We start from the raw sequence: 17,873 nt of genomic DNA on the forward strand, positions 1-17,873 counted from the left end.
ATTCACGACAAGTCCCCGGGCGCCGTACATGTCATCCCCTCCATGTCATGTCCTGGCGACCCCGGGGCCTGCGCATTCGAGGGGTGAGCCCCTCAACGTGCATAGACTCTAACCGACAGGTTACCCGCGCGTCTACAACGGGAGTTGTAGACACTTTGTTAATTCTGAAGCAGGTCGTGATCCGATGCTCGAGTTCGACGCCGCCGCCACCGACATGGCCGCGCACGCCACCCTGCGTCGCGCCGTCGGACTGCTGAACGATTTCCGTTACGAACAGTCCGACCCGGCCCGTTTCTACGGTGCGCTGGCCGCCGACACCCGGCGCCTGGTGGGCGCGTTCGCCCCGCTCGACGGCGCGGTGGTGCTCGATGTCGGCGGTGGTCCGGGCTATTTCGCCGATGCTTTCCGGGCCGCGGGCGCCCACTACCTGTCGGTGGAACCCGACCCCGCGGAGATGCACGCCGGGGGTATCGCCCACCGCGGAACCGTGCGGGGCTCCGGGCAGAACCTGCCGTTTGCGGACTCGTCGATGGACATCACGTTGTCGTCGAACGTCGTCGAGCACACCTCCCGACCATGGGAGATGGCCGATGAGATGGTCCGGGTGACGAGGCCGGGTGGCGTCGTCATCATCAGCTACACCCTGTGGTGGGGTCCGTTCGGCGGCCACGAGATGGGGCTCACCCACTACGCCGGCGGCCATCGCGCGGCACGCTGGTACACCCGCCGGCACGGGCATCCGCCGAAGAACCTGTTCGGGACGTCTCTGTTCCCGGTGACCGCGGCCGACGGCCTGCGCTGGGCACACCGCACGGCCGCCACCGCCGAGGTGATCGCCGCCTTCCCCCGCTATCTCCCGCGCTGGATGTGGTGGGTCATGCGGGTGCCTGGCCTGCGCGAGGTCGCCGGCACCAACCTGGTGCTGGTCCTGCGCAAGCGCTGACGTCCGCTACTGCAGGGCCGCCGCACATCGCAGCGGGATCGGCGACGGCCCGCTGGTGGCCGACGAGATCTGCTGCCCGTCCTGCATGATCGTGCAGGTCACATTTCCGCTGATCACGATGGCGGTGATCTCGGCGGTGCCGCCGTTCACACGCACCGACTCCGACCACGGCGTACCCGTGTTGGCGATGAAACCGGGGCGCCCCGAGGCACGGTAGGTCACCGTGATGACACTGCCGCCGCCGGTCAGCTGATAGGTCACCTGATTCGACGGTGCCGTCGAGGTGGTCGTCGTGGTGGTCGTGGTCTCGCTGGTCGTGGTGGTGGTCGACGTCGTCGACGGTGTGGACGGCGCGCTCGACGTCGTCGAGGAACCGGCCGCAGTGGTCGACTTGTCGTCTCCGCCATCTCGCAGGATGAGGAACGCGACGATGCCGAGAACCACCAGCGCGGCGATTACCGCCAGCACCAGCCCGACCGTGCGGCCCGTGTTCTTGGGCGGCTCGGACCCGTACTGAAGGGGTTCGCCCGGGCCGGGACCGGCGCTCGCATACGCCTGCGACGGCGGCGGCCCGAACGACCCGTACTGATCCGTCGGCCCGGTCGGCTCGTAGCCGGACTCATACCCTGTCTCGTAGCCGGTAGGCGGTCCGGGTTCGCCGATGGCGGCGGGATCGGTGTCGGGGCTGAACTGCCGCGTACCCGGCTGCTGCTCGGGCTGTGGGGGCTCAGGCTGTGGAGGTACGGGCGGCCGACGCTGCGGATCGTACGGGTCGTCCTCGGGGGGTCGGGTCATGCGCACGATTGTGCCAGGATGCCGACGCCCCGAGCCGCTCGATTCCCCGGCGCGTCCCGCGCGGCCATGACCGGGATTCCGGTGGGGACCACTACGGATCCGCGATGGCCTCCAGGGGGCCGGTCCGCGCTGCGCGGACCGCGGGCCACATCGCGGCCAGCACGCCGACGACGGCGCCACCCACCAGCGTGACCACGATCAGGCCCCACGGGATCTGCGGTCCGCCCAGACCCCATTCGGCCAGGGTGCGCACCAGCGCCCAGCCGATCACGCCACCGAGGATGACCCCCATGACCGCGCCGAAGATCGAGATCAGCACCGACTCCAGATAGATGCCGAGCTGCACCTGTCCACGCGCCATGCCGATGGCGCGCAGCATGCCGATCTCCCGCTTCCGTTCGATCACCGACAACGCGAGCGTGTTGATGATGCCCAGCACGGCGATCAGCAGGGCGAGGCCGAGCATGGCGTACAGCGTCACCAGCATCTGATCGATCTGGGTGGTGATGCTGCTCTTGAACTGATCGCGGTCCTGGACCTGCGCGGTCAGGTAGGAGTCCGTCGCGTTCTCCAGATCGGTTCGCAGGGTGTCGAGGTCGGTCCCGGGGGCCGCCCGCACGAAGACGCCGTAGCTGATGCGCGCCGGGGGCGGCACCAGACGCTCGTAGACCGTCTGCCCCACCATCCACGGTTGCAACGCCTCGTTGTTCACGTAGACACCGGCCACCGTCACCGGTACCTGCGTGCCGTCGGCTCCGATGAACGTCACCACGTCGCCGCGTTTCCAGCCACGCTCGCTGCTCGCACGTTCGCTGACCAGCATCCCGTCGTCGGGAACCACGTCCGGCGAGCCGTCGACCATCTTCAATGACGCGACCGAGGCCACCGGACCACCGATCGGCGAGTAGCCGCTCACCTTCGTCTCGCCGCCACCGGGCTCGGCCACCTTTGCCTGCACCAGCGCGAAGGACACCGAATCCGCCACGCCCGGAACCTTCTTCACAGCATCGGCGACGACGGCGGGAATGGGCGTCTGGTTGGCGCCGGTGACGATGTACTCGGCGGTGATCCCGCTGTCCACCGCGTCGTCGACGGTCCCCTTGAACGATTCGCCCAGGATGCCGATGACCGCGACCAGCATCAGCCCGAGCGTCAGCGCGAAGGCGGTCGCCGCCGATCGCCGCGGATTCCGGACCGCGTTGGTGCGTGCCAGCCGGCCGATGGTGCCGAACGGGGCGCCGACCACGCGGCCCAGAGCCCCGACGAACGGTCGCGACAGCGCCGGTCCGGCCAGTACCGCGGCGATGATGAGCGCGGCCGCACCCGCTGCCACGGTCAGCGCCGGCCCGAGCCCCTGCCCCATCGCGCCGACGACGAGCGCGATCAGACCCGCGACCCCGAAGAGCACGCCGACGATGGTCCGCACCCGCAGCGACGCCGACCCTTCGGCGGCGCTCGCGCGCATGGCCTCCACCGGCGGCACCCGCGACGCGCGTGCGGCCGGCACCCAGGCGCTGACCATGGTGACCACCACGCCGACGACGATCGTCGCGATGATGGCCGGGGCGGTGATCTGCAGTGCGCCGTCCGGCAGCCCCGACGACGAGGTGACCAGCGCCTTGAGACCCGCGGCCAGTCCGATACCGATACCCAGGCCGATCAGCCCGCCGATGATGCCGACGATGAACGCCTCGAAGAGCACCGACCGCGACACCTGCCCCTGCCCGGCGCCGACCGCGCGCAATAGCGCGAACTCCCGGTTACGTTGTGCGACAAGCATCGAGAAGGTGTTGTAGATGATGAAGGTGCCGACGATGAGACCGATCGCGGCGAAGGCCAGCAGGATGTACTGGAAGATGTCGAGGAACTGGTTGACCTGGTCCTTCTGTGCCTGCCGCACCTCATCGCCGGTCCGGACCTCCAGCCGGTCGCCGGCAGGACCGAGCGCGGCGCGGACACGGTCGACGAGCTGCTCGGGTGTCACTCCGGGCACTGCCGACATGTCCACCAGGGCAACGTGTTTGCCGTCGGAGAACAGCTTGGCCGCGGTGGCGGCGTCGAACTGGACGTTCACATAGCCGCCGGTGGACGCCCGGAGGTTGACAAGCCCGACGACGGTCACGTCCATCGGCGTCGAAAGACCCTGCCCGACAACGATTTTTGTCTTCGAGCCGACTTTCAGATCACCGTTGTCGGCGGCCGACTTGTTGAGGACCACCTCGCCGGCGCGTTCCGGTGCCCGGCCGCCGGGTTCGATCTGCGATTCGGTGGGCGAGATGGCCTCGTCGACCGGGATGTAGGCGGTGCCGACGCTGGGTGCACCCCCGGTCTGCAACGCCTTGCCCTCGGAGTTGGCGATGGTCACCAGCCCCGAGTTGTTGACGACCAGTTTGTCGATGCCGAGTTCGTCGCGTCGCTCTCGGAGGTCGTCGACGACGCTCAGCGGGATCCCCGGCGACTGCGCAGCCGACGGGGTGATCTCGGCGGCAACACCCTGCGCAGCGCCGTCGAAGATGCTGGTGAAGGCGTTGGAGATGGTGGTGGTGAACACGATGGTGCCCGCGACGAACGAGGTTCCGAGCACGATCGAGAAGACCGTGAGAAACAGGCGTAGCTTGTGTGCGCGCAGGTTTCGGAGCGAGACCCGGCGCATCACCGAGGAGGCTGCCACAGCTCAGCGCGCCTCGGTGGTGCCGGCGTCGGGGACCTCGGGGGCCGCGTGGCGCCCGGTGCTCCCGGTGGTGATCGCGGCCTCTGCAACAACCGGGTCGGCCGCGGCGGGCGGATCGTCGAGATGGCGCATCACCTCGAAGACGTCGTCGGCGCTGGGACGGATGAGTTCCCGCACGATCTGACCGTCGGCGAGGAAGACGACGCGGTCGGCGTAGGAGGCGGCCCGCGGATCGTGGGTGACGATCACGACGGTCTGCCCGAACTCGTCGGTGGCCGCGCGCAGGATGTTCAGTACCTCGCCCGACGATCGGGAATCCAGGTTGCCGGTCGGCTCGTCGCCGAAGATGATCGACGGCTTGCCGATCAGCGCTCGTGCGCACGCGACGCGCTGCTGCTGTCCGCCGGACAGTTCGCTGGGTAGATGACCGAGGCGATCGGTGATGCCGAGGCGGTCGACGACGGCGTCGAACCACGCGGTGTCCACCTTGCGGCCGGCGATGTCGACGGGCAGTGTGATGTTCTCGGCTGCGGTCAGCGTCGGGACCAGGTTGAACGACTGGAAGACGAAGCCGATGCGGTCGCGTCGCAGCATCGTCATGTTCTTGTCGGACAGCGCCGTGAGGTCGACGTCACCGATGTGCACCCGCCCACCGCTGGCCACGTCGAGTCCGGCGAGGCAGTGCATCAGGGTGGATTTCCCCGACCCCGACGGCCCCATGATGGCGGTGAACTCGCCGGCCCGGAACGAGATTGTCACGCCGCGAAGCGCTTCCACGGCGGTATCACCCGAACCGTAACGCTTGACGAGGTTCTCGGCACCGGCCGCGACGGTGGACGTGGTCACGTGGCCGGTCGTGGCCGGGTCACTGGCGATCATGGCTTCCACCGTGCCAAATCACCGGCCCGACCGCCATCAGGAATCACCCTGAGGTGACCCGGACCATGCCGGGGGCATCACCGGGGGAGGTGAACCTCGAAGGAGTGCACCCGCGTGACGGCGTCGTCGGTGATGACGAACAGGGTGCGCGCGCGGTATCGCTGCCACGGCAGATCGGGTTGCCAGTTGCCCCACGCCAGCCCCGACATGTTGCCGGTGTTCAGCCGCGGCACACCGCTGCTGGAGAAGATGAGCCGCTTGGGCATCGCCTTCTCCTGGCCGGTGAGCCGGGACTTGCCGGTGACCCGGTCGGCGCCGCGGGTCGTGGTGAAGAAGATCCGGGTGACCCGGCCCGCGCCGCGCTCGAGGACGAGATAATCGGTCGCGTTGATCGCGAGGATGTCCGCGGCGCGGGTGTCGCGGTCGGTGCGATAGGTGAACTCGGGGTTGGTGCGCCCGAAGGTCAGCAGCCGGGCCGCGTTCGCCGGGTCCTGCCGCAGTCCGCCGGCGGTCAGCACACTGATCTGCCCGCCCGGGCCCACGGCGACCCCGGTGAGACCGCGCCGCGGATCGAGTCCGGTGTTCTTCGTCGGCCGCCACGCCGTGGGCAGTGGGAGGTCGCGACCGTAGAGCCCGATGGAACCGATGAGCCGGACGAAGGGCTGCGCGCCGCCGCTGACGACCACGTAGCCGGACCCGGCGCGTCGGATGCCCTCGAACTGCGCGGCGCCCGGCAGCAGGGGCAGGTTGCCCGGTCCGAGGATCGGTGCGCCACCGTCGATGCCGGTGCTCTGGAAGCCGCCCACACCCGAGGCGTAGCGGATGCTGCCGGTGAAGAACCGTCCCGGCGCGGAGTCCTTGGGGATCAGCACGTACCGGCCGTTGGCCACCCGGTCGAACCCGGTGATGCCGGCGAAGGTGGGCACACCGCCGATCGTCGTGGTGTCGGTGTAGAACGCGCCCACAGCGACCGGCGCGGGTGGCCGGGGAGCGGCCGACGACGGACCGACGAGCAGAGACGAGAGGCCGACGACACAGATACCGATGATCGCCGCCCCCCACAAGCGCATTCTCATAGGGCGCAACGATACCAAAGTGGCAGGTGAGGCGGTCGGGCGAGCTGCGAAGTCACAGGTACCTCACAAGCGCCGTAGATCCGTGCCACGTCGGTGGCACGGATCTACGGCAAATACGATGCTCAGCTCAGACGCTGTTTGAGCGCGTCGAGCTCGTCACGCAGGTTGGTCGGCAGCTTCTCCCCGACGAAGTCGAAGAGCTCCTCGATCAGCGGGATCTCCTTACGCCACTCGTCGGCGTCGAAGTCGAGAGCCGCGGCCAGGTCGTCGGCCGGCACGTCGAGACCGGTGACGTCGATCTCGTCGGGCTTGGCGACGATGCCGATCGGGGTGGACACGCCCTCGTTCTCGCCCTCGATGCGGCCGATGATCCACTTCAGGACTCGGCTGTTCTCACCGAATCCGGGCCACAGGAACCGGCCGTCGTCACCACGACGGAACCAGTTGACGTAGAAGACCTTCGGCAGCTTGGTGGCGTCGGCGTTCTTGCCGATGTTGATCCAGTGCGCGAAGTAGTCGCCGACGTGGTAGCCCATGAACGGCAGCATGGCCATCGGGTCGCGACGCACGGTGCCGACCTTGCCCTCGGCGGCGGCGGTCTGCTCGGAACCGACGGTGGCCCCCATGAAGACGCCGTTCTGCCAGTCCTTGGCCTCGGTCACCAGCGGCACGGTGGTCTTGCGACGGCCGCCGAACAGGATCGCCGAGATCGGCACACCCTGCGGGTTGTCCCATTCCGGCGCCAGCGACGGGCACTGCGAGATCGGGGTGCAGTACCGCGAATTCGGGTGTGCGGCTTTGTGATCGGACTCCGGGGTCCAGTCGTTGCCCAGCCAGTCGGTCAGGTGGGCCGGGGCCTCGCCGTCGATGCCCTCCCACCAGATGTCGCCGTCGTCGGTGAGTGCGACGTTGGTGTAGAGGGTGTTGCCGGCCTCGATGGTGCGCATCGCGTTCGGGTTGGAGTCATAGCTCGTTCCCGGCGCGACGCCGAAGAAACCGAACTCCGGGTTGATGGCGTAGAGACGGCCGTCCTCACCGAAACGCATCCAGGCGATGTCGTCGCCGACGGTCTCGGCCTTCCAGCCCTCGATGGTCGGCTGGATCATCGCGAGGTTGGTCTTGCCGCAGGCGCTCGGGAATGCGGCGGCCACGTAGTAGACCTTCTGCTCCGGGCTGGTCAGCTTGAGGATGAGCATGTGCTCGGCCATCCAGCCCTCGTCGCGGGCCATCACCGACGCGATGCGCAGGGCGTAGCACTTCTTGCCCAGCAGCGCGTTGCCGCCGTAACCGGATCCGAAGGACCAGATCTCGCGGGTCTCCGGGAAGTGGGTGATGTACTTCTCGCTGTTGCACGGCCACGGCACGTCGGCCTGACCGGGTTCCAGCGGGGCCCCGACCGAATGCAGCGCCTTGACGAAGAAGCCGTCCTCGCCCAGCAGGTCCAGAACGGCCTGGCCGAGGCGGGCCATGATCCTCATCGACAGCACCACGTACTCGGAGTCGGTGATCTCCACGCCGAGCTTCGGGTCCTCCGAGCCGAGGGGTCCCATGCAGAACGGGATGACGAACATCGTGCGGCCGCGCATGCAACCGCGGTAGAGCTCGGTCATGGTCGAGCGCATCTCGGCGGGATCGACCCAGTTGTTGGTGGGGCCGGCGTCCTCTTCCTTTTCGGAACAGATGTAGGTGCGGGACTCCACGCGGGCGACATCGGCGGGGTCGGAATTGGCCAGGAACGAGTTCGGTTTCTTCTCTTCGTTCAGCTTGACCAGGGTGCCTGCCGACACGAGGTGCTCGGTGAGGCGGTTCCACTCCTCGTCACTGCCGTCGGCGAAGACGACGCGATCGGGCTGGGTCAGCTCGGCGACCTCGGCCACCCAGGCCAGCAGTCCCGCATGCTTGGTCGGCGCGCTACTGGGCTCCAGTCCGGGAATAGTGGCTGCGGTCATAGTCTCCTGGCCTCCTGAAAACTGGCGACCGGCTCGACGGATCGCCAGGGGTGATGTCGTCGTTCCCCAAGGATACGACGACCGAACGGGCGCTAGGTGGCGGGGTGTGCAGATGCGGTGTATGCCACACCGGGCGAGACCGGGACGTTTTACCCTGGCTGTGCTGCGGATTTGATGATTGCTTCAATCCACTCGGCGCGACGGGCCGCCCCCGCCGTCAGTTCAATCGACCCGAATCGGTCGGAATCCACGCCCCGGTCTCGGGGTCGAGGACCGCGGACCGGAACTCGCCGTCGGCGCCGATCTCGGTGACCTTGTCGACCTGTCCGTCGCGGTCGCTGTCGGTGTAGACGGTCATGCCGTCGGGTCCGTTGCGGGTGAGCGAGTCGTTGACGCCGTCGTTGTCGGTGTCGACCTCGGCCGGTCCGAGATCCCAGATGCGGCCGTCGTCGTGCATCCACAGATGACTGTCGAGGTCGTCGGCGGGCAACGGGTCGGGGTGGGCGTACACCTCGGTCACGTCGCCGCTCGCCCCGTCGTTCCAGTACCCGCTGTCGTTCCCGAAACCACCGCCGTTCCACAACCCACCGTCTGGCCGCGTGTCGCCGACCCCCGAGATCGACGCGGGGTCGGGCTCGGGTGATTGGTCCCCCGGGATCGGGTCACCGAACGTGGGTTCCATCGAGTTCCTCTTTCCGCTGTTCGGCTCTCTGGGAGGTCTGGGGCACGGCCGGCGTCGATGCGGCATGCTGGGCCTCGGCCAGGGCCAGCTGCAGGGTTCGGGCTGCCGCAAGACGTCGTCGCCGCGCGTTCTCGTCGTCGCGCAGGGCGCGGACCCGATCGTCAAGGGCCGCCACCTCGGCGGTCACCAGCCGGGCGCGCCGATCGTAGGAGCGCGCGATCTGGCCGGCGATCCGACTCTCGGCACCTGCCACGCGCACACCGATCTGATGATCCGCCCGGGCGCGGACCTCGCCGAGGGTCTCGGTCACCCAGCCACGCGCCTGCATCCGCGCTGTCGTCCGGTGCCGCATCCGGATCACCCACACGGCCGCGCCGATACCCAGGGCCAGGGTGAGCGGCATCGCGATCCATCCCACCGCATGCACCGAGGCCATCAGCGCCGCAAGCAGCCGGCCCACACCGAGCCCGGTCGAGGCCCCGATGAGCAGCATGAGCGCATCCTCCGCGCCGCGCCGACCACCGGTCGGTGCGCGGACCGGCCCGACGTCCAGCGCCCACGGCTCGGCCCCGATGGGATCGGATTCGGGCGGATCAGGTTCAGCGGGATCGCCGGCGCGGTCTGTGCCGGCGTGATCCGATCCGGTGGGTCCGGCGTGTTCGGATTCGTTCAGGTCCACCAGGGCGGCGGCGCGGACCTCTTCGATCCGTTCCTCAATGGCACCGGACACCGTCGCGGCGAGGTCGTCGAGGAGTGCGCGCAGGCCGCTGACGTCGACGGTCTGATCGCCGTCTGACCCGGCGGCGGTGGTCGCGATCGTGCGCAGTCCGGTCTGCATCTGCACCGACGACTCGGCTCGCACCCGCCCGAGACCGGCGCGAACCGCGGCCAGCCGGTCCGTGCGCCCACGGTCGCGCCCGGAAACCAGGACCCGACGACGGCGCATCAGTGCCTCGGTGTCGTCCGCGCCCGCTGCACCGGTCAGGGTGTCGTGATTGTCGAGGTCGTAGAGCAGCCGTTCCACCGATCCGCGGGCGGCCGCGATGCGGGCACGACTCGTCCGGACGGCATCTGGAACCTCGACCTCCGAGCGCAGCCACTCCACGAGCGCGCCGACCCCGGATTCGTCGACGGCCCCGGACAGGGCGGCGATCGACGACACGGCGAACAGCGCCACGGCATCGTGCGGATCGAGGGTGTGCCGGTGGGCGCGCAGCACCCGCGGCCACTGCCAGAAGGCGTCGATCTTGGCGCACACCAATCCGACGGTGCCGTGGGTGGCGCGCAGGTCGTCGAGGATGCGACGCTCCTCCTCCCCCACCGACGACGACGGGTCGACAACCAGCACCGCCACCCCGATAGCTGTCGAAATATGTTGTTGCGCAACGTCTTCGGCGTCGACGACGTGGAGGTCCGGGGCCAGCGACCGGCAGGCGTCGACGAGTGAACTCACCCCCACCCCAGGGGTCCCGGTGACCAGAACCGACGTCCCGACGGCGATGGTCGTGGCGTCGAATCCGGTCAGATCGGCGACCCGCGCGAGAAGATCGTCGGCGTCGGCAGCGGTCATCGGGCACCCACCGCCGGCCGGTCGGCGAGCAAGGCCTCGGCCGCATCGCGGTCGCAGCCGGTCATCGCGGCGAGTTCGATCGTCTCCCGCAACTGCATCCGGCGTCGACGACGAACCGGCCCGGCCATCGCCCGCAGCGGTTCGACGAGATCGGAGATCCCGCTGGCGGCGTGCAGGAACGAGGTGAAGGTGGCGCCGTCGGCGGCCGCCGGCGATGATTCGCCGATCAGCGTGAGGGCCAGATCGATGCCGAACTGATCGAGGCGGGTCAGCAGGTCCAGCCGGGTCTGTCGTTCGGCCGAACCCGGCGGCCCGGAGAGAAACCGTCCGGCCATCGACGGCATCTCGATGCCCGCCGACGCCCAGCCGCGCAGCGTCGCGAAGTCGTCGTCGGAGACCTGGACGCAGGCCAGCAACGCCGACACCGGCGCCACCGGCACGCCGAGTCGATGCGCAGCGTTGCGCGCGATCGACGTCGCGGTGTCCCAGTCACCGTGGGTGTCGGCCTTGCCCAGCACGACGATCAGCCGGTCGCGCGGAAGCTTCCCGATCGCGTCGGTGTCGGCCCGGCGCGGCAATCCGGCCAGGACATACACCCACAGATCGGCGTCGGCGGAATCGGACGCCGCCAGCGACAACCGCTCACCGAGCGCGCGGGCCATCGTGTCGCGGCCCACCCCGGCTCTCCCGAGGACGCCGACCTGCCACGGCCGAAGATGCTCCTGCTCGGCGGCCTGGAGCACGGGCCGCAACGGCGAGGCTGGCTCCACCAGCGACGTCAGGTGTCCGGCGTCGGCGGCGCGGACGAGCATGCCGGGCTCATGCATCAGCGGCCCGCCCATCTGCTGCCGGTTCGGCGGCCGCCCGCCCAGCTGCGGCTCACCCTGCGGCTGTCCCGTCACCATCGCCCTCACCCCCGACCCGGCCTGCCCGATCCGTGCTGGCAGCCTAACCGCTGACCGGCAGTTCGGCGCCCGGACCTCCACAGGCCCCCGCGATGAGGAACGATGGGGACGTGAACAACAGCGCCGAACGCGCCCGCGAGTACCCGCGCGTGACCAGTTTCCGGTTCCGGCGGGGCAGCCTGACGACCGGCCAGCAACGCAACTGGGAAACCCTGTGGCCGCAGCTCGGCGTGGACATCCTGACCGCCGACACCAAGCCCGACGGCCCGCTCGACCTCGAGGCGCTCTTCGGCCGGCAGGCGCCGACGGTCCTCGAGATCGGCAGCGGAACCGGCATCTCGACCGCCGCGATGGCCGCGGCCGAACCCGACGTGGATGTCCTCGCGGTGGAGGTCTACCGGCCGGGCCTCGCGCAGCTCGTCGGACTCGTCGATCGCAACGGTCTGACGAATGTCCGGATGATCCGCGGGGATGCCACGGTGGTGCTCACCGAGCTGATCCGTCCGGCCAGCCTGACCGGTATCCGGCTGTTCTTCCCCGACCCGTGGCCCAAGTCGCGGCATCACAAACGCCGCTTCGTGCAGTCCGGGACGCTCGAACTGATGGCCGACCGGCTCATCGGAGGCGGGGTCCTGCACATCGCGACCGACCACGCCGGTTACGCCGAATGGATCGCCGAGAAGCTCGCCACCCAGGACCCCGCGGGCCACCATGTGGTGCAACTCACCGGTGCGTCGCCGATCTCCCTCGATCGGCCGACCACCAAGTTCGAGGGCCGCGCCGAACGCGAGGGTCGCGACGTCAACGAATTCGTCTACACCCGGCCCGTACCGCGCGGCACCGGGCCCGGCGGCACCGGCACCGGCACCGACACCGACGGCACCGCCGATGACAGCGAGGATGCGTCATGAACGAGCCCACTCCCGGCGCCACCACGGCGGGCCCGTCCGGCTTCGGCGAGGCGGTCGCCGGAGCGTCGACGACGCGGCGCATGCTGCTCGTCTGGGACGCCCCGAACATGGACATGGGTCTCGGTGCGATCCTCGGCGGACGTCCCACCGCCGCCCACCGGCCACGGTTCGACGCGCTGGGGCGATGGTTGCTACAGCGCACCGCAGATGTGTCCGCCGCCACCGCCGACATCGGTCCGGTGGAAGCCGAGGCGACCGTGTTCACCAACATCGTGCCTGGTAGCGCCGATGTTGTGCGTCCCTGGGTGGATGCCCTGCGCAACGTGGGATACGCGGTCTTCGCCAAGCCCAAACTGGCCGACGACAGCGATGTCGATGCCGACATGCTCGACCACATCCAACTTCGCAGGCAGACTGTTGGGTTAGCTGGGGTGGTCGTGGCCTCCGCCGATGGCCAAGCCTTCCGGGAGCCGCTGTCGCAGGTGGCCGCCGAAGGCGTCGGAGTAACCGTCATCGGGTTCCGCGAACACGCCAGCTGGGCCCTGACCGCCGACGACTTGGAGTTCATCGACCTCGAGGACATCCCCGGCGTCTTCCGCGAGCCGCTGCCGCGCATCGGTCTCGACTCGCTGCCCGACGAAGGCGCCTGGCTGACACCGTTCCGCCCGCTGAGCGCGCTGCTGCGCTGAGCGGTCGCCGTGAGCGACGGCACGTGACGCGCGGCCCGGCGAGCCAACGCTGCGCCGACGCTACTCAGCCACGGCTCAGGCGGCGCTGAAAGAATGCGGCGTCGCAGCCCAAACGATCTCGACCCTCGCTCACCGAAAGGAAGCCACGCGTGTTCGGAGCCATCGGCACATTCGTCTACCGAATGCGCTTCGCCGTCATCGCGGTGATGATCGCCCTGATGGCCGGCCTCGGGCTCTACGGGTTGGACCTCGGTAAACACCTCAGTCAGAGCGGCTGGTTCGATCCCACGTCCGAGTCGGTCCGCGGCTCGCAGTACGCCGACGCCGCACTCGGACGCGATCACCGCTCCGACATCATCCTGCTGGTCACCCCGCCCGCGGGCACCACCGTCGACGACCCGGCCTTCGGCGCGAAGGTGGAGACGTTCGTCGACGACCTCATCGCCGCGCACCCCGACATCGTCAACCGGCAGGACCCGGGCGTCATCGACCCGTTCTTCAAGCAGTCGGTGCAGTCCGCGGTCCAGGAACGCACCTTCACCGCGGACAAGAAACACGCGTTCATCAGCATCGGCGTCGCCGGCAACGACGACACCACGGTCCTCAACAACTACAAGACCATCGAACCGTTCTTCCACGACATCGACGACAGATTCGGGCTCGAGGGCACCACCTTCGAACTCGCCGGTCTGCAACCGGTGGCCGGCAGTATGGCCGACGGCATGGACAAGGACATCCACCGCGCCGAGGTCATCGCGCTGCCGATCGTCGCCATCATGCTGTTCTTCATCTTCGGGGGCGTGGTCGCGGCATGTCTGCCGGTCCTGATCGGCGGTCTCACGATCGCCGGCTCGCTGGGCATCATGAAGATTTTGGCGCTGACCACCGAGCTGAACATCTTCGCGCAGTCCGTGGTCACCCTGATCGGTCTGGGTATCGCGATCGACTACGGCCTGTTCATCGTGTCCCGGTTCCGGGAGGAACTCGGCGAGGGCTATTCCACCAAGGCCGCGGTCCGAAGAACCGTGATGACCGCGGGTCAGACCGTGGTGTTCTCGGCGACGATCATCGTCGCCGCCCTGGCCTGTCTGCTGATCATGCCGCAGGGCTTCCTCAAATCGGTCGCCTACGGCGCCATCGCGTCGGTGACGCTGGCCGCGATCCTGTCCATCACGGTGCTGCCGGCGATCCTCGGCATCCTCGGTCCGCGGATCGACGCGCTGTCCATCCACACCCTGATGTCGTGGACCGTGATCCCGCTGGTGCGCAAGACCCTCGGAGCGCAGCGGGCCGACGCCCTCGACGCCCGCTTCACCGGCCGGATCAAGAGTCGCCAGGAGATCGAGAACGGCTTCTGGGGCAAGCTGTCGGGCTGGGTGATGAAGCACCCGGTGGCCACCGCCGTTCCCACCGTCCTGCTGTTGCTGGTGCTGATCATCCCGTTCGGCGGCATCCAGTTCGGCGGCATCAGCGAGAAGTATCTGCCGCCGGACAACCCGAACCGGGTGGCCCAGGAGAACTTCGATAAGTACTTCCCGACCGAGCGCACCGAAGAGATCAAGCTCGTCGTCGTCTACGACCCCAACACCCCCGATTACGATTACAAGCTGCAGGCGATCGCCGACCAGGCCAACAAGATCCCCGGCTTCACCAAACCGTTCTCCACCTCGCCCAACGACGGCGCGCAGTCGGGGCAGTATCCCAACTCGGGTGCGTGGATCTTCCAGATGTCGTCGGGTCTGCAGGACCGCAACACCGCCGCCGAGGCCATCAAGGATCTGCGGGCGATCAACACCGGCGGCCTGCAGATGTACGTCGCGGGTACGCCCGCGCTGACGCAGGATTCCATCGACGCCCTGATGAGCCGGTTGCCCCTGATGGCGGTGCTGCTGGTGCTCGTCACCGGGTTCCTGATGTTCCTGGCGTTCGGTTCCATCGTGTTGCCGATCAAGGCGGCGTTGATGTCGGCGCTCGGCCTGGGCGCCACGCTGGGCATCCTGACCTGGATCTTCGTCGACGGCCACGGCGCCGAGCTGGCCAACTTCACGCCCGGCCCGCTGTTCGCGGCCGTGCTGGTGCTCATCATCGCGATCGTCTTCGGCCTGTCCACCGACTACGAGATATTCCTGTTGTCCCGCATGGTCGAGGCGCGGCAGAAGGGCGCGAGTACCACCGAGGCGATCCGGGTGGGAACCGCACACACCGGCCGGATCATCACCGCGGCCGCGGCCATCCTGGTGGTCGTCACGGGTGCGTTCGGCATGTCCGAGATCGTGATGATGAAGTACATCGCGTACGGCATGATCGCCGCGCTGATCCTCGACGCGACGGTCATCCGCATGCTGCTGGTGCCGTCGGTGATGAAGCTGCTCGGCGACGACTGCTGGTGGGCACCACGCTGGATGCGGGTGATGCAGCAGAAGATCGGTCTCGGTGAGACGGTGCTCGACGACGAGCCCGACGAGCTGCGCGACCGCTCCGCGGCGGCGAAGACGATGAGCGCGGGCACGCTGGTCGCGGAGGCACCGACGTCGGTGATGGCCCGCCCACGGGTGGCCCGTCCGGCGTCGATGGGACCACCGCCGGAGCGCACAGCCCCCGCCCGCAGGGCCGCCGATCGTGCCCGGACTCCCGAACCGACCACGGTGGCCACCGAGCGTCCCACGCGCACCCGCCCGCCCGCCGAGACCGTGCCGCCCGCGGCCCGCCCTGCACGGGGCGCCCGGGTCGGGCCGTCGGCTCCGCCGTCGGGTCCGCAGCCCGTGGGTGCCGGCGCGACGTCGGCGCCGGGTGGCCCGCCGGTCACCGGTGACCGGCCCACCCCGTTCCGTCGGCCCGCGGCTCGTCCGCGCAGCGAGGGACCCGACACCGGCGGGTGGCGACTCGGAGACGGCGGAATCCGTCTGGCAGAACCGAATTCGGGTCGACGCCCGACCGACGGGGTACGCACCTCCCTGGCTCCGACGACTCCGCCGCCAACGGGTCGTCCGGCGACCGGCCCCGGCCCCGGCGGGCCGTCCCGACCGGGCGCGCCCCAATCTCGTCCGTCCCAGCCGCGTTCACCCCAGTCCGGTGCACCGCAACCGGATTCGTCGCACCAGGGGTCGTCCCAGCCGGGGTCGTCCCAGCCGGGGTCACCCCTGCGGCGTCGGCCCGAGCTGGAGAACACCGGCGGGCGTCCGCTCGCGGCGTCGCTGTCCCCCGAGCGTTCGGGTCCATCCGCCGACCGTCCCCGCGGCTCCGGCGACCGGATGGACCGGGGCCTGAGTCCCGACGCGGTGCCGTCAGCCGACGCCACGCGCACCCGGGACTCCGATGCCGCCGAGCCCGGGCAGACGGGTTCGCGACGCTCCCGCACCGACCGTCACGCACGTTCCGACGACGGCGGGCAGATCAGCGTGCAGGACCTGTTGCGCCGCAGCCGATCCGACAGCTGAGCCGACCCCGGCGCCACGTCGAGGGGTGTTTCACGTCCTCGGCGGTTGGTGAGCGAGCGTCAGGTGTCCCGATCATCGTCGTCGGGAAGCACCGCGATGCCGTCGGCGTATTCGTCCCACATGGGCGGGTCGGGTCGCGCGGCATACATCTTGTCGCCGCCCACCTCCACCTCGGCGGTCGAGTCGATCGCCGCGGATGGTTCGTCCTCGTCGGCCGAGAGATGTCGGATCGCGGTGTTGAGGAAGGCGATCAGCGGCACGGCCAGCAGGCCGCCGATGATTCCCGCCGAGACGAGTCCCGCCGCGATCGCGAGGACCACCGCGACCGGATGCAGCCGCACCGACCGGCCGAGCAGGAATGGTTGCAGCACATGGCTTTCCAACTGCATGACGCCGATGACGATGGCCAGGGTGATGACCGCGGCGATCCACCCCTGGGTGACGAGTGCGACGAGAACCGCGAGCGTTCCGCTCAGCAGCGCGCCGACGATCGGGATGAAGGCCCCCAGAAAGACCAGGGACGCGAGTGGCAGCGCCAGCGGAACCCGCAGGATCGCCAGTCCGATCCCGATCCCGATCGCGTCGACCAGGGCGACCACCACCGTCGCCCGGACGTAGCCGACGAGTGTGCCGAAGCCGGCGATACCGGCCGCCCAGACCCGGCTTCGGGTCCCCGACGGCACGCCTTTGACCAGAAACCGCCAGATCTGTCCACCGCCGTAGAGGAAGAAGATCAGCAGGAACAGGGTGAGCAGCGCACCGGTGACGATCTCGCTGGCGGTGGTCGCGGTGGCCAGCGCCCCGGAGGTCACCTTGTCCTGATTGTTCTGCACCACGTTGAGCACATCGCTGCCGGCGTTGCGCACCTGCTCTGAGTCGACGTGCAACGGCCCGTCGACCAGCCACTGCTTGGTCCGATCCACGGTCACCCGGACCTGATCCGCGAGTTCCGGTACCCCCCGGATGAATTCGCGAACCACAAAGGTCAGGACGGCCGCGAGGATGCCGAGCGCGACGACGATCACACCCAGCACGGCAAGCGAACGCGGCACCCCGCGTCGGTCCAGGGCGTCGACGACCGGCACGAGCATCGCCGATCCCAGGATCGCCAGCGCGACCGGGACCAGCACCTCCTCGAACTCGGTGAACAGTCGCAGCAGCACGAATCCGGCCGCGGCGATGATCAGCAGGCGCCAGCTCCACTCGGCGGCTGCCCGGACCGTCGGATGCACTCGCTCTCGATCCAGTGCCGCGAGATCTCGCGCGCGTTCGCTACCGGTCACGAGAGCCAGCGTAGGACCGCCGACGGGCCGGTGGTCCGCCACGGCGAAGCGGGTGGCGCCCGGACCCGGTCAACGGCCGCGAA

General features: G+C 69.1%; 13 protein-coding genes. 4 read left to right on the top strand and 9 right to left on the bottom strand.

Translation table 11 applies throughout. From position 1 onward, the window contains the following. Positions 1-184: 184 nt before the first annotated feature. A complete protein-coding gene (locus tag GBRO_RS22190; protein WP_012836088.1) occupies positions 185-943 on the top strand; it encodes a class I SAM-dependent methyltransferase in 759 nt (252 codons plus the stop codon). A 6-nt stretch (positions 944-949) separates the two neighbouring features. Here the strand turns inward: GBRO_RS22190 and GBRO_RS26435 are convergent, their stop codons facing one another. The 8 genes from GBRO_RS26435 to GBRO_RS22230 all read right to left on the bottom strand — a co-directional run bounded on the left by GBRO_RS26435 (position 950) and on the right by GBRO_RS22230 (position 11,470). Continuing rightward, on the bottom strand, positions 950-1,738 hold the full coding sequence (locus GBRO_RS26435; protein WP_012836089.1) for a hypothetical protein: 789 nt from the start codon (positions 1,736-1,738) through the stop codon (positions 950-952). Between the two features lie 91 nt (positions 1,739-1,829). Beyond that, on the bottom strand, positions 1,830-4,391 hold the full coding sequence (locus GBRO_RS22200; RefSeq protein WP_041920784.1) for an ABC transporter permease: 2,562 nt from the start codon (positions 4,389-4,391) through the stop codon (positions 1,830-1,832). 21 nt (positions 4,392-4,412) lie between these two features. Beyond that, positions 4,413-5,288 carry an ABC transporter ATP-binding protein gene (locus GBRO_RS22205; protein WP_012836091.1) on the bottom strand — a complete coding sequence of 292 codons (876 nt, stop codon included), beginning with the start codon at positions 5,286-5,288 and terminating at the stop codon, positions 4,413-4,415. 77 nt (positions 5,289-5,365) lie between these two features. Further along, positions 5,366-6,364 (bottom strand): esterase-like activity of phytase family protein, encoded by a 999-nt coding sequence (locus tag GBRO_RS22210; protein WP_041920036.1) that lies wholly within the window; start codon positions 6,362-6,364, stop codon positions 5,366-5,368. 122 nt (positions 6,365-6,486) lie between these two features. Further along, on the bottom strand, positions 6,487-8,313 hold the full coding sequence (locus tag GBRO_RS22215; protein WP_012836093.1) for a phosphoenolpyruvate carboxykinase (GTP): 1,827 nt from the start codon (positions 8,311-8,313) through the stop codon (positions 6,487-6,489). Between the two features lie 217 nt (positions 8,314-8,530). After that, entirely contained in the window at positions 8,531-8,995 is a 465-nt protein-coding gene (locus GBRO_RS25810; RefSeq protein WP_012836094.1) for a DUF6802 family protein, read from the bottom strand. Continuing rightward, entirely contained in the window at positions 8,976-10,565 is a 1,590-nt protein-coding gene (locus GBRO_RS22225; RefSeq protein WP_012836095.1) for an ERA-like protein 1, read from the bottom strand. The genes GBRO_RS25810 and GBRO_RS22225 overlap by 20 nt, the downstream gene beginning before the upstream one ends. After that, the gene (locus GBRO_RS22230; protein WP_012836096.1) at positions 10,562-11,470 is read right to left on the bottom strand and encodes a hypothetical protein; all 909 of its coding nucleotides are present in this window, start codon (positions 11,468-11,470) and stop codon (positions 10,562-10,564) included. Before GBRO_RS22230 ends, GBRO_RS22225 begins: the two co-directional genes overlap by 4 nt. Positions 11,471-11,562: 92 nt before the next feature. Here GBRO_RS22230 and trmB point away from each other — a divergent pair, with 92 nt between their 5' ends. The 3 genes from trmB to GBRO_RS22245 all read left to right on the top strand — a co-directional run bounded on the left by trmB (position 11,563) and on the right by GBRO_RS22245 (position 16,507). Then, a complete protein-coding gene (trmB, locus tag GBRO_RS22235) occupies positions 11,563-12,381 on the top strand; it encodes a tRNA (guanosine(46)-N7)-methyltransferase TrmB (protein WP_012836097.1) in 819 nt (272 codons plus the stop codon). Beyond that, on the top strand, positions 12,378-13,070 hold the full coding sequence (locus GBRO_RS22240) for an NYN domain-containing protein (protein ID WP_012836098.1): 693 nt from the start codon (positions 12,378-12,380) through the stop codon (positions 13,068-13,070). Before trmB ends, GBRO_RS22240 begins: the two co-directional genes overlap by 4 nt. Positions 13,071-13,219: 149 nt before the next feature. After that, positions 13,220-16,507, top strand: coding sequence for an MMPL family transporter (locus GBRO_RS22245; protein ID WP_012836099.1), 3,288 nt, complete (start codon positions 13,220-13,222; stop codon positions 16,505-16,507). Between the two features lie 59 nt (positions 16,508-16,566). Here the strand turns inward: GBRO_RS22245 and GBRO_RS22250 are convergent, their stop codons facing one another. Further along, the gene (locus tag GBRO_RS22250) at positions 16,567-17,832 is read right to left on the bottom strand and encodes an AI-2E family transporter (protein WP_052298327.1); all 1,266 of its coding nucleotides are present in this window, start codon (positions 17,830-17,832) and stop codon (positions 16,567-16,569) included. Positions 17,833-17,873: the final 41 nt, after the last annotated feature.

The sequence above is a fragment of the Gordonia bronchialis DSM 43247 genome (assembly GCF_000024785.1).
Lineage (GTDB): Bacteria > Actinomycetota > Actinomycetes > Mycobacteriales > Mycobacteriaceae > Gordonia > Gordonia bronchialis.

Excerpts from the sequence above, each read along its gene's own strand:
- GBRO_RS22190 (WP_012836088.1), top strand. The coding sequence starts at position 185 with ATGCTCGAGTTCGACGCCGCCGCCACCGACATGGCCGCGCACGCCACC.
- GBRO_RS26435 (WP_012836089.1), bottom strand. The coding sequence starts at position 1,738 with ATGACCCGACCCCCCGAGGACGACCCGTACGATCCGCAGCGTCGGCCG.
- GBRO_RS22200 (WP_041920784.1), bottom strand. The coding sequence starts at position 4,391 with ATGCGCCGGGTCTCGCTCCGAAACCTGCGCGCACACAAGCTACGCCTG.
- GBRO_RS22205 (WP_012836091.1), bottom strand. The coding sequence starts at position 5,288 with ATGATCGCCAGTGACCCGGCCACGACCGGCCACGTGACCACGTCCACC.
- GBRO_RS22210 (WP_041920036.1), bottom strand. The coding sequence starts at position 6,364 with ATGAGAATGCGCTTGTGGGGGGCGGCGATCATCGGTATCTGTGTCGTC.
- GBRO_RS22215 (WP_012836093.1), bottom strand. The coding sequence starts at position 8,313 with ATGACCGCAGCCACTATTCCCGGACTGGAGCCCAGTAGCGCGCCGACC.
- GBRO_RS25810 (WP_012836094.1), bottom strand. The coding sequence starts at position 8,995 with ATGGAACCCACGTTCGGTGACCCGATCCCGGGGGACCAATCACCCGAG.
- GBRO_RS22225 (WP_012836095.1), bottom strand. The coding sequence starts at position 10,565 with ATGACCGCTGCCGACGCCGACGATCTTCTCGCGCGGGTCGCCGATCTG.
- GBRO_RS22230 (WP_012836096.1), bottom strand. The coding sequence starts at position 11,470 with ATGGTGACGGGACAGCCGCAGGGTGAGCCGCAGCTGGGCGGGCGGCCG.
- trmB (WP_012836097.1), top strand. The coding sequence starts at position 11,563 with ATGAGGAACGATGGGGACGTGAACAACAGCGCCGAACGCGCCCGCGAG.
- GBRO_RS22240 (WP_012836098.1), top strand. The coding sequence starts at position 12,378 with ATGAACGAGCCCACTCCCGGCGCCACCACGGCGGGCCCGTCCGGCTTC.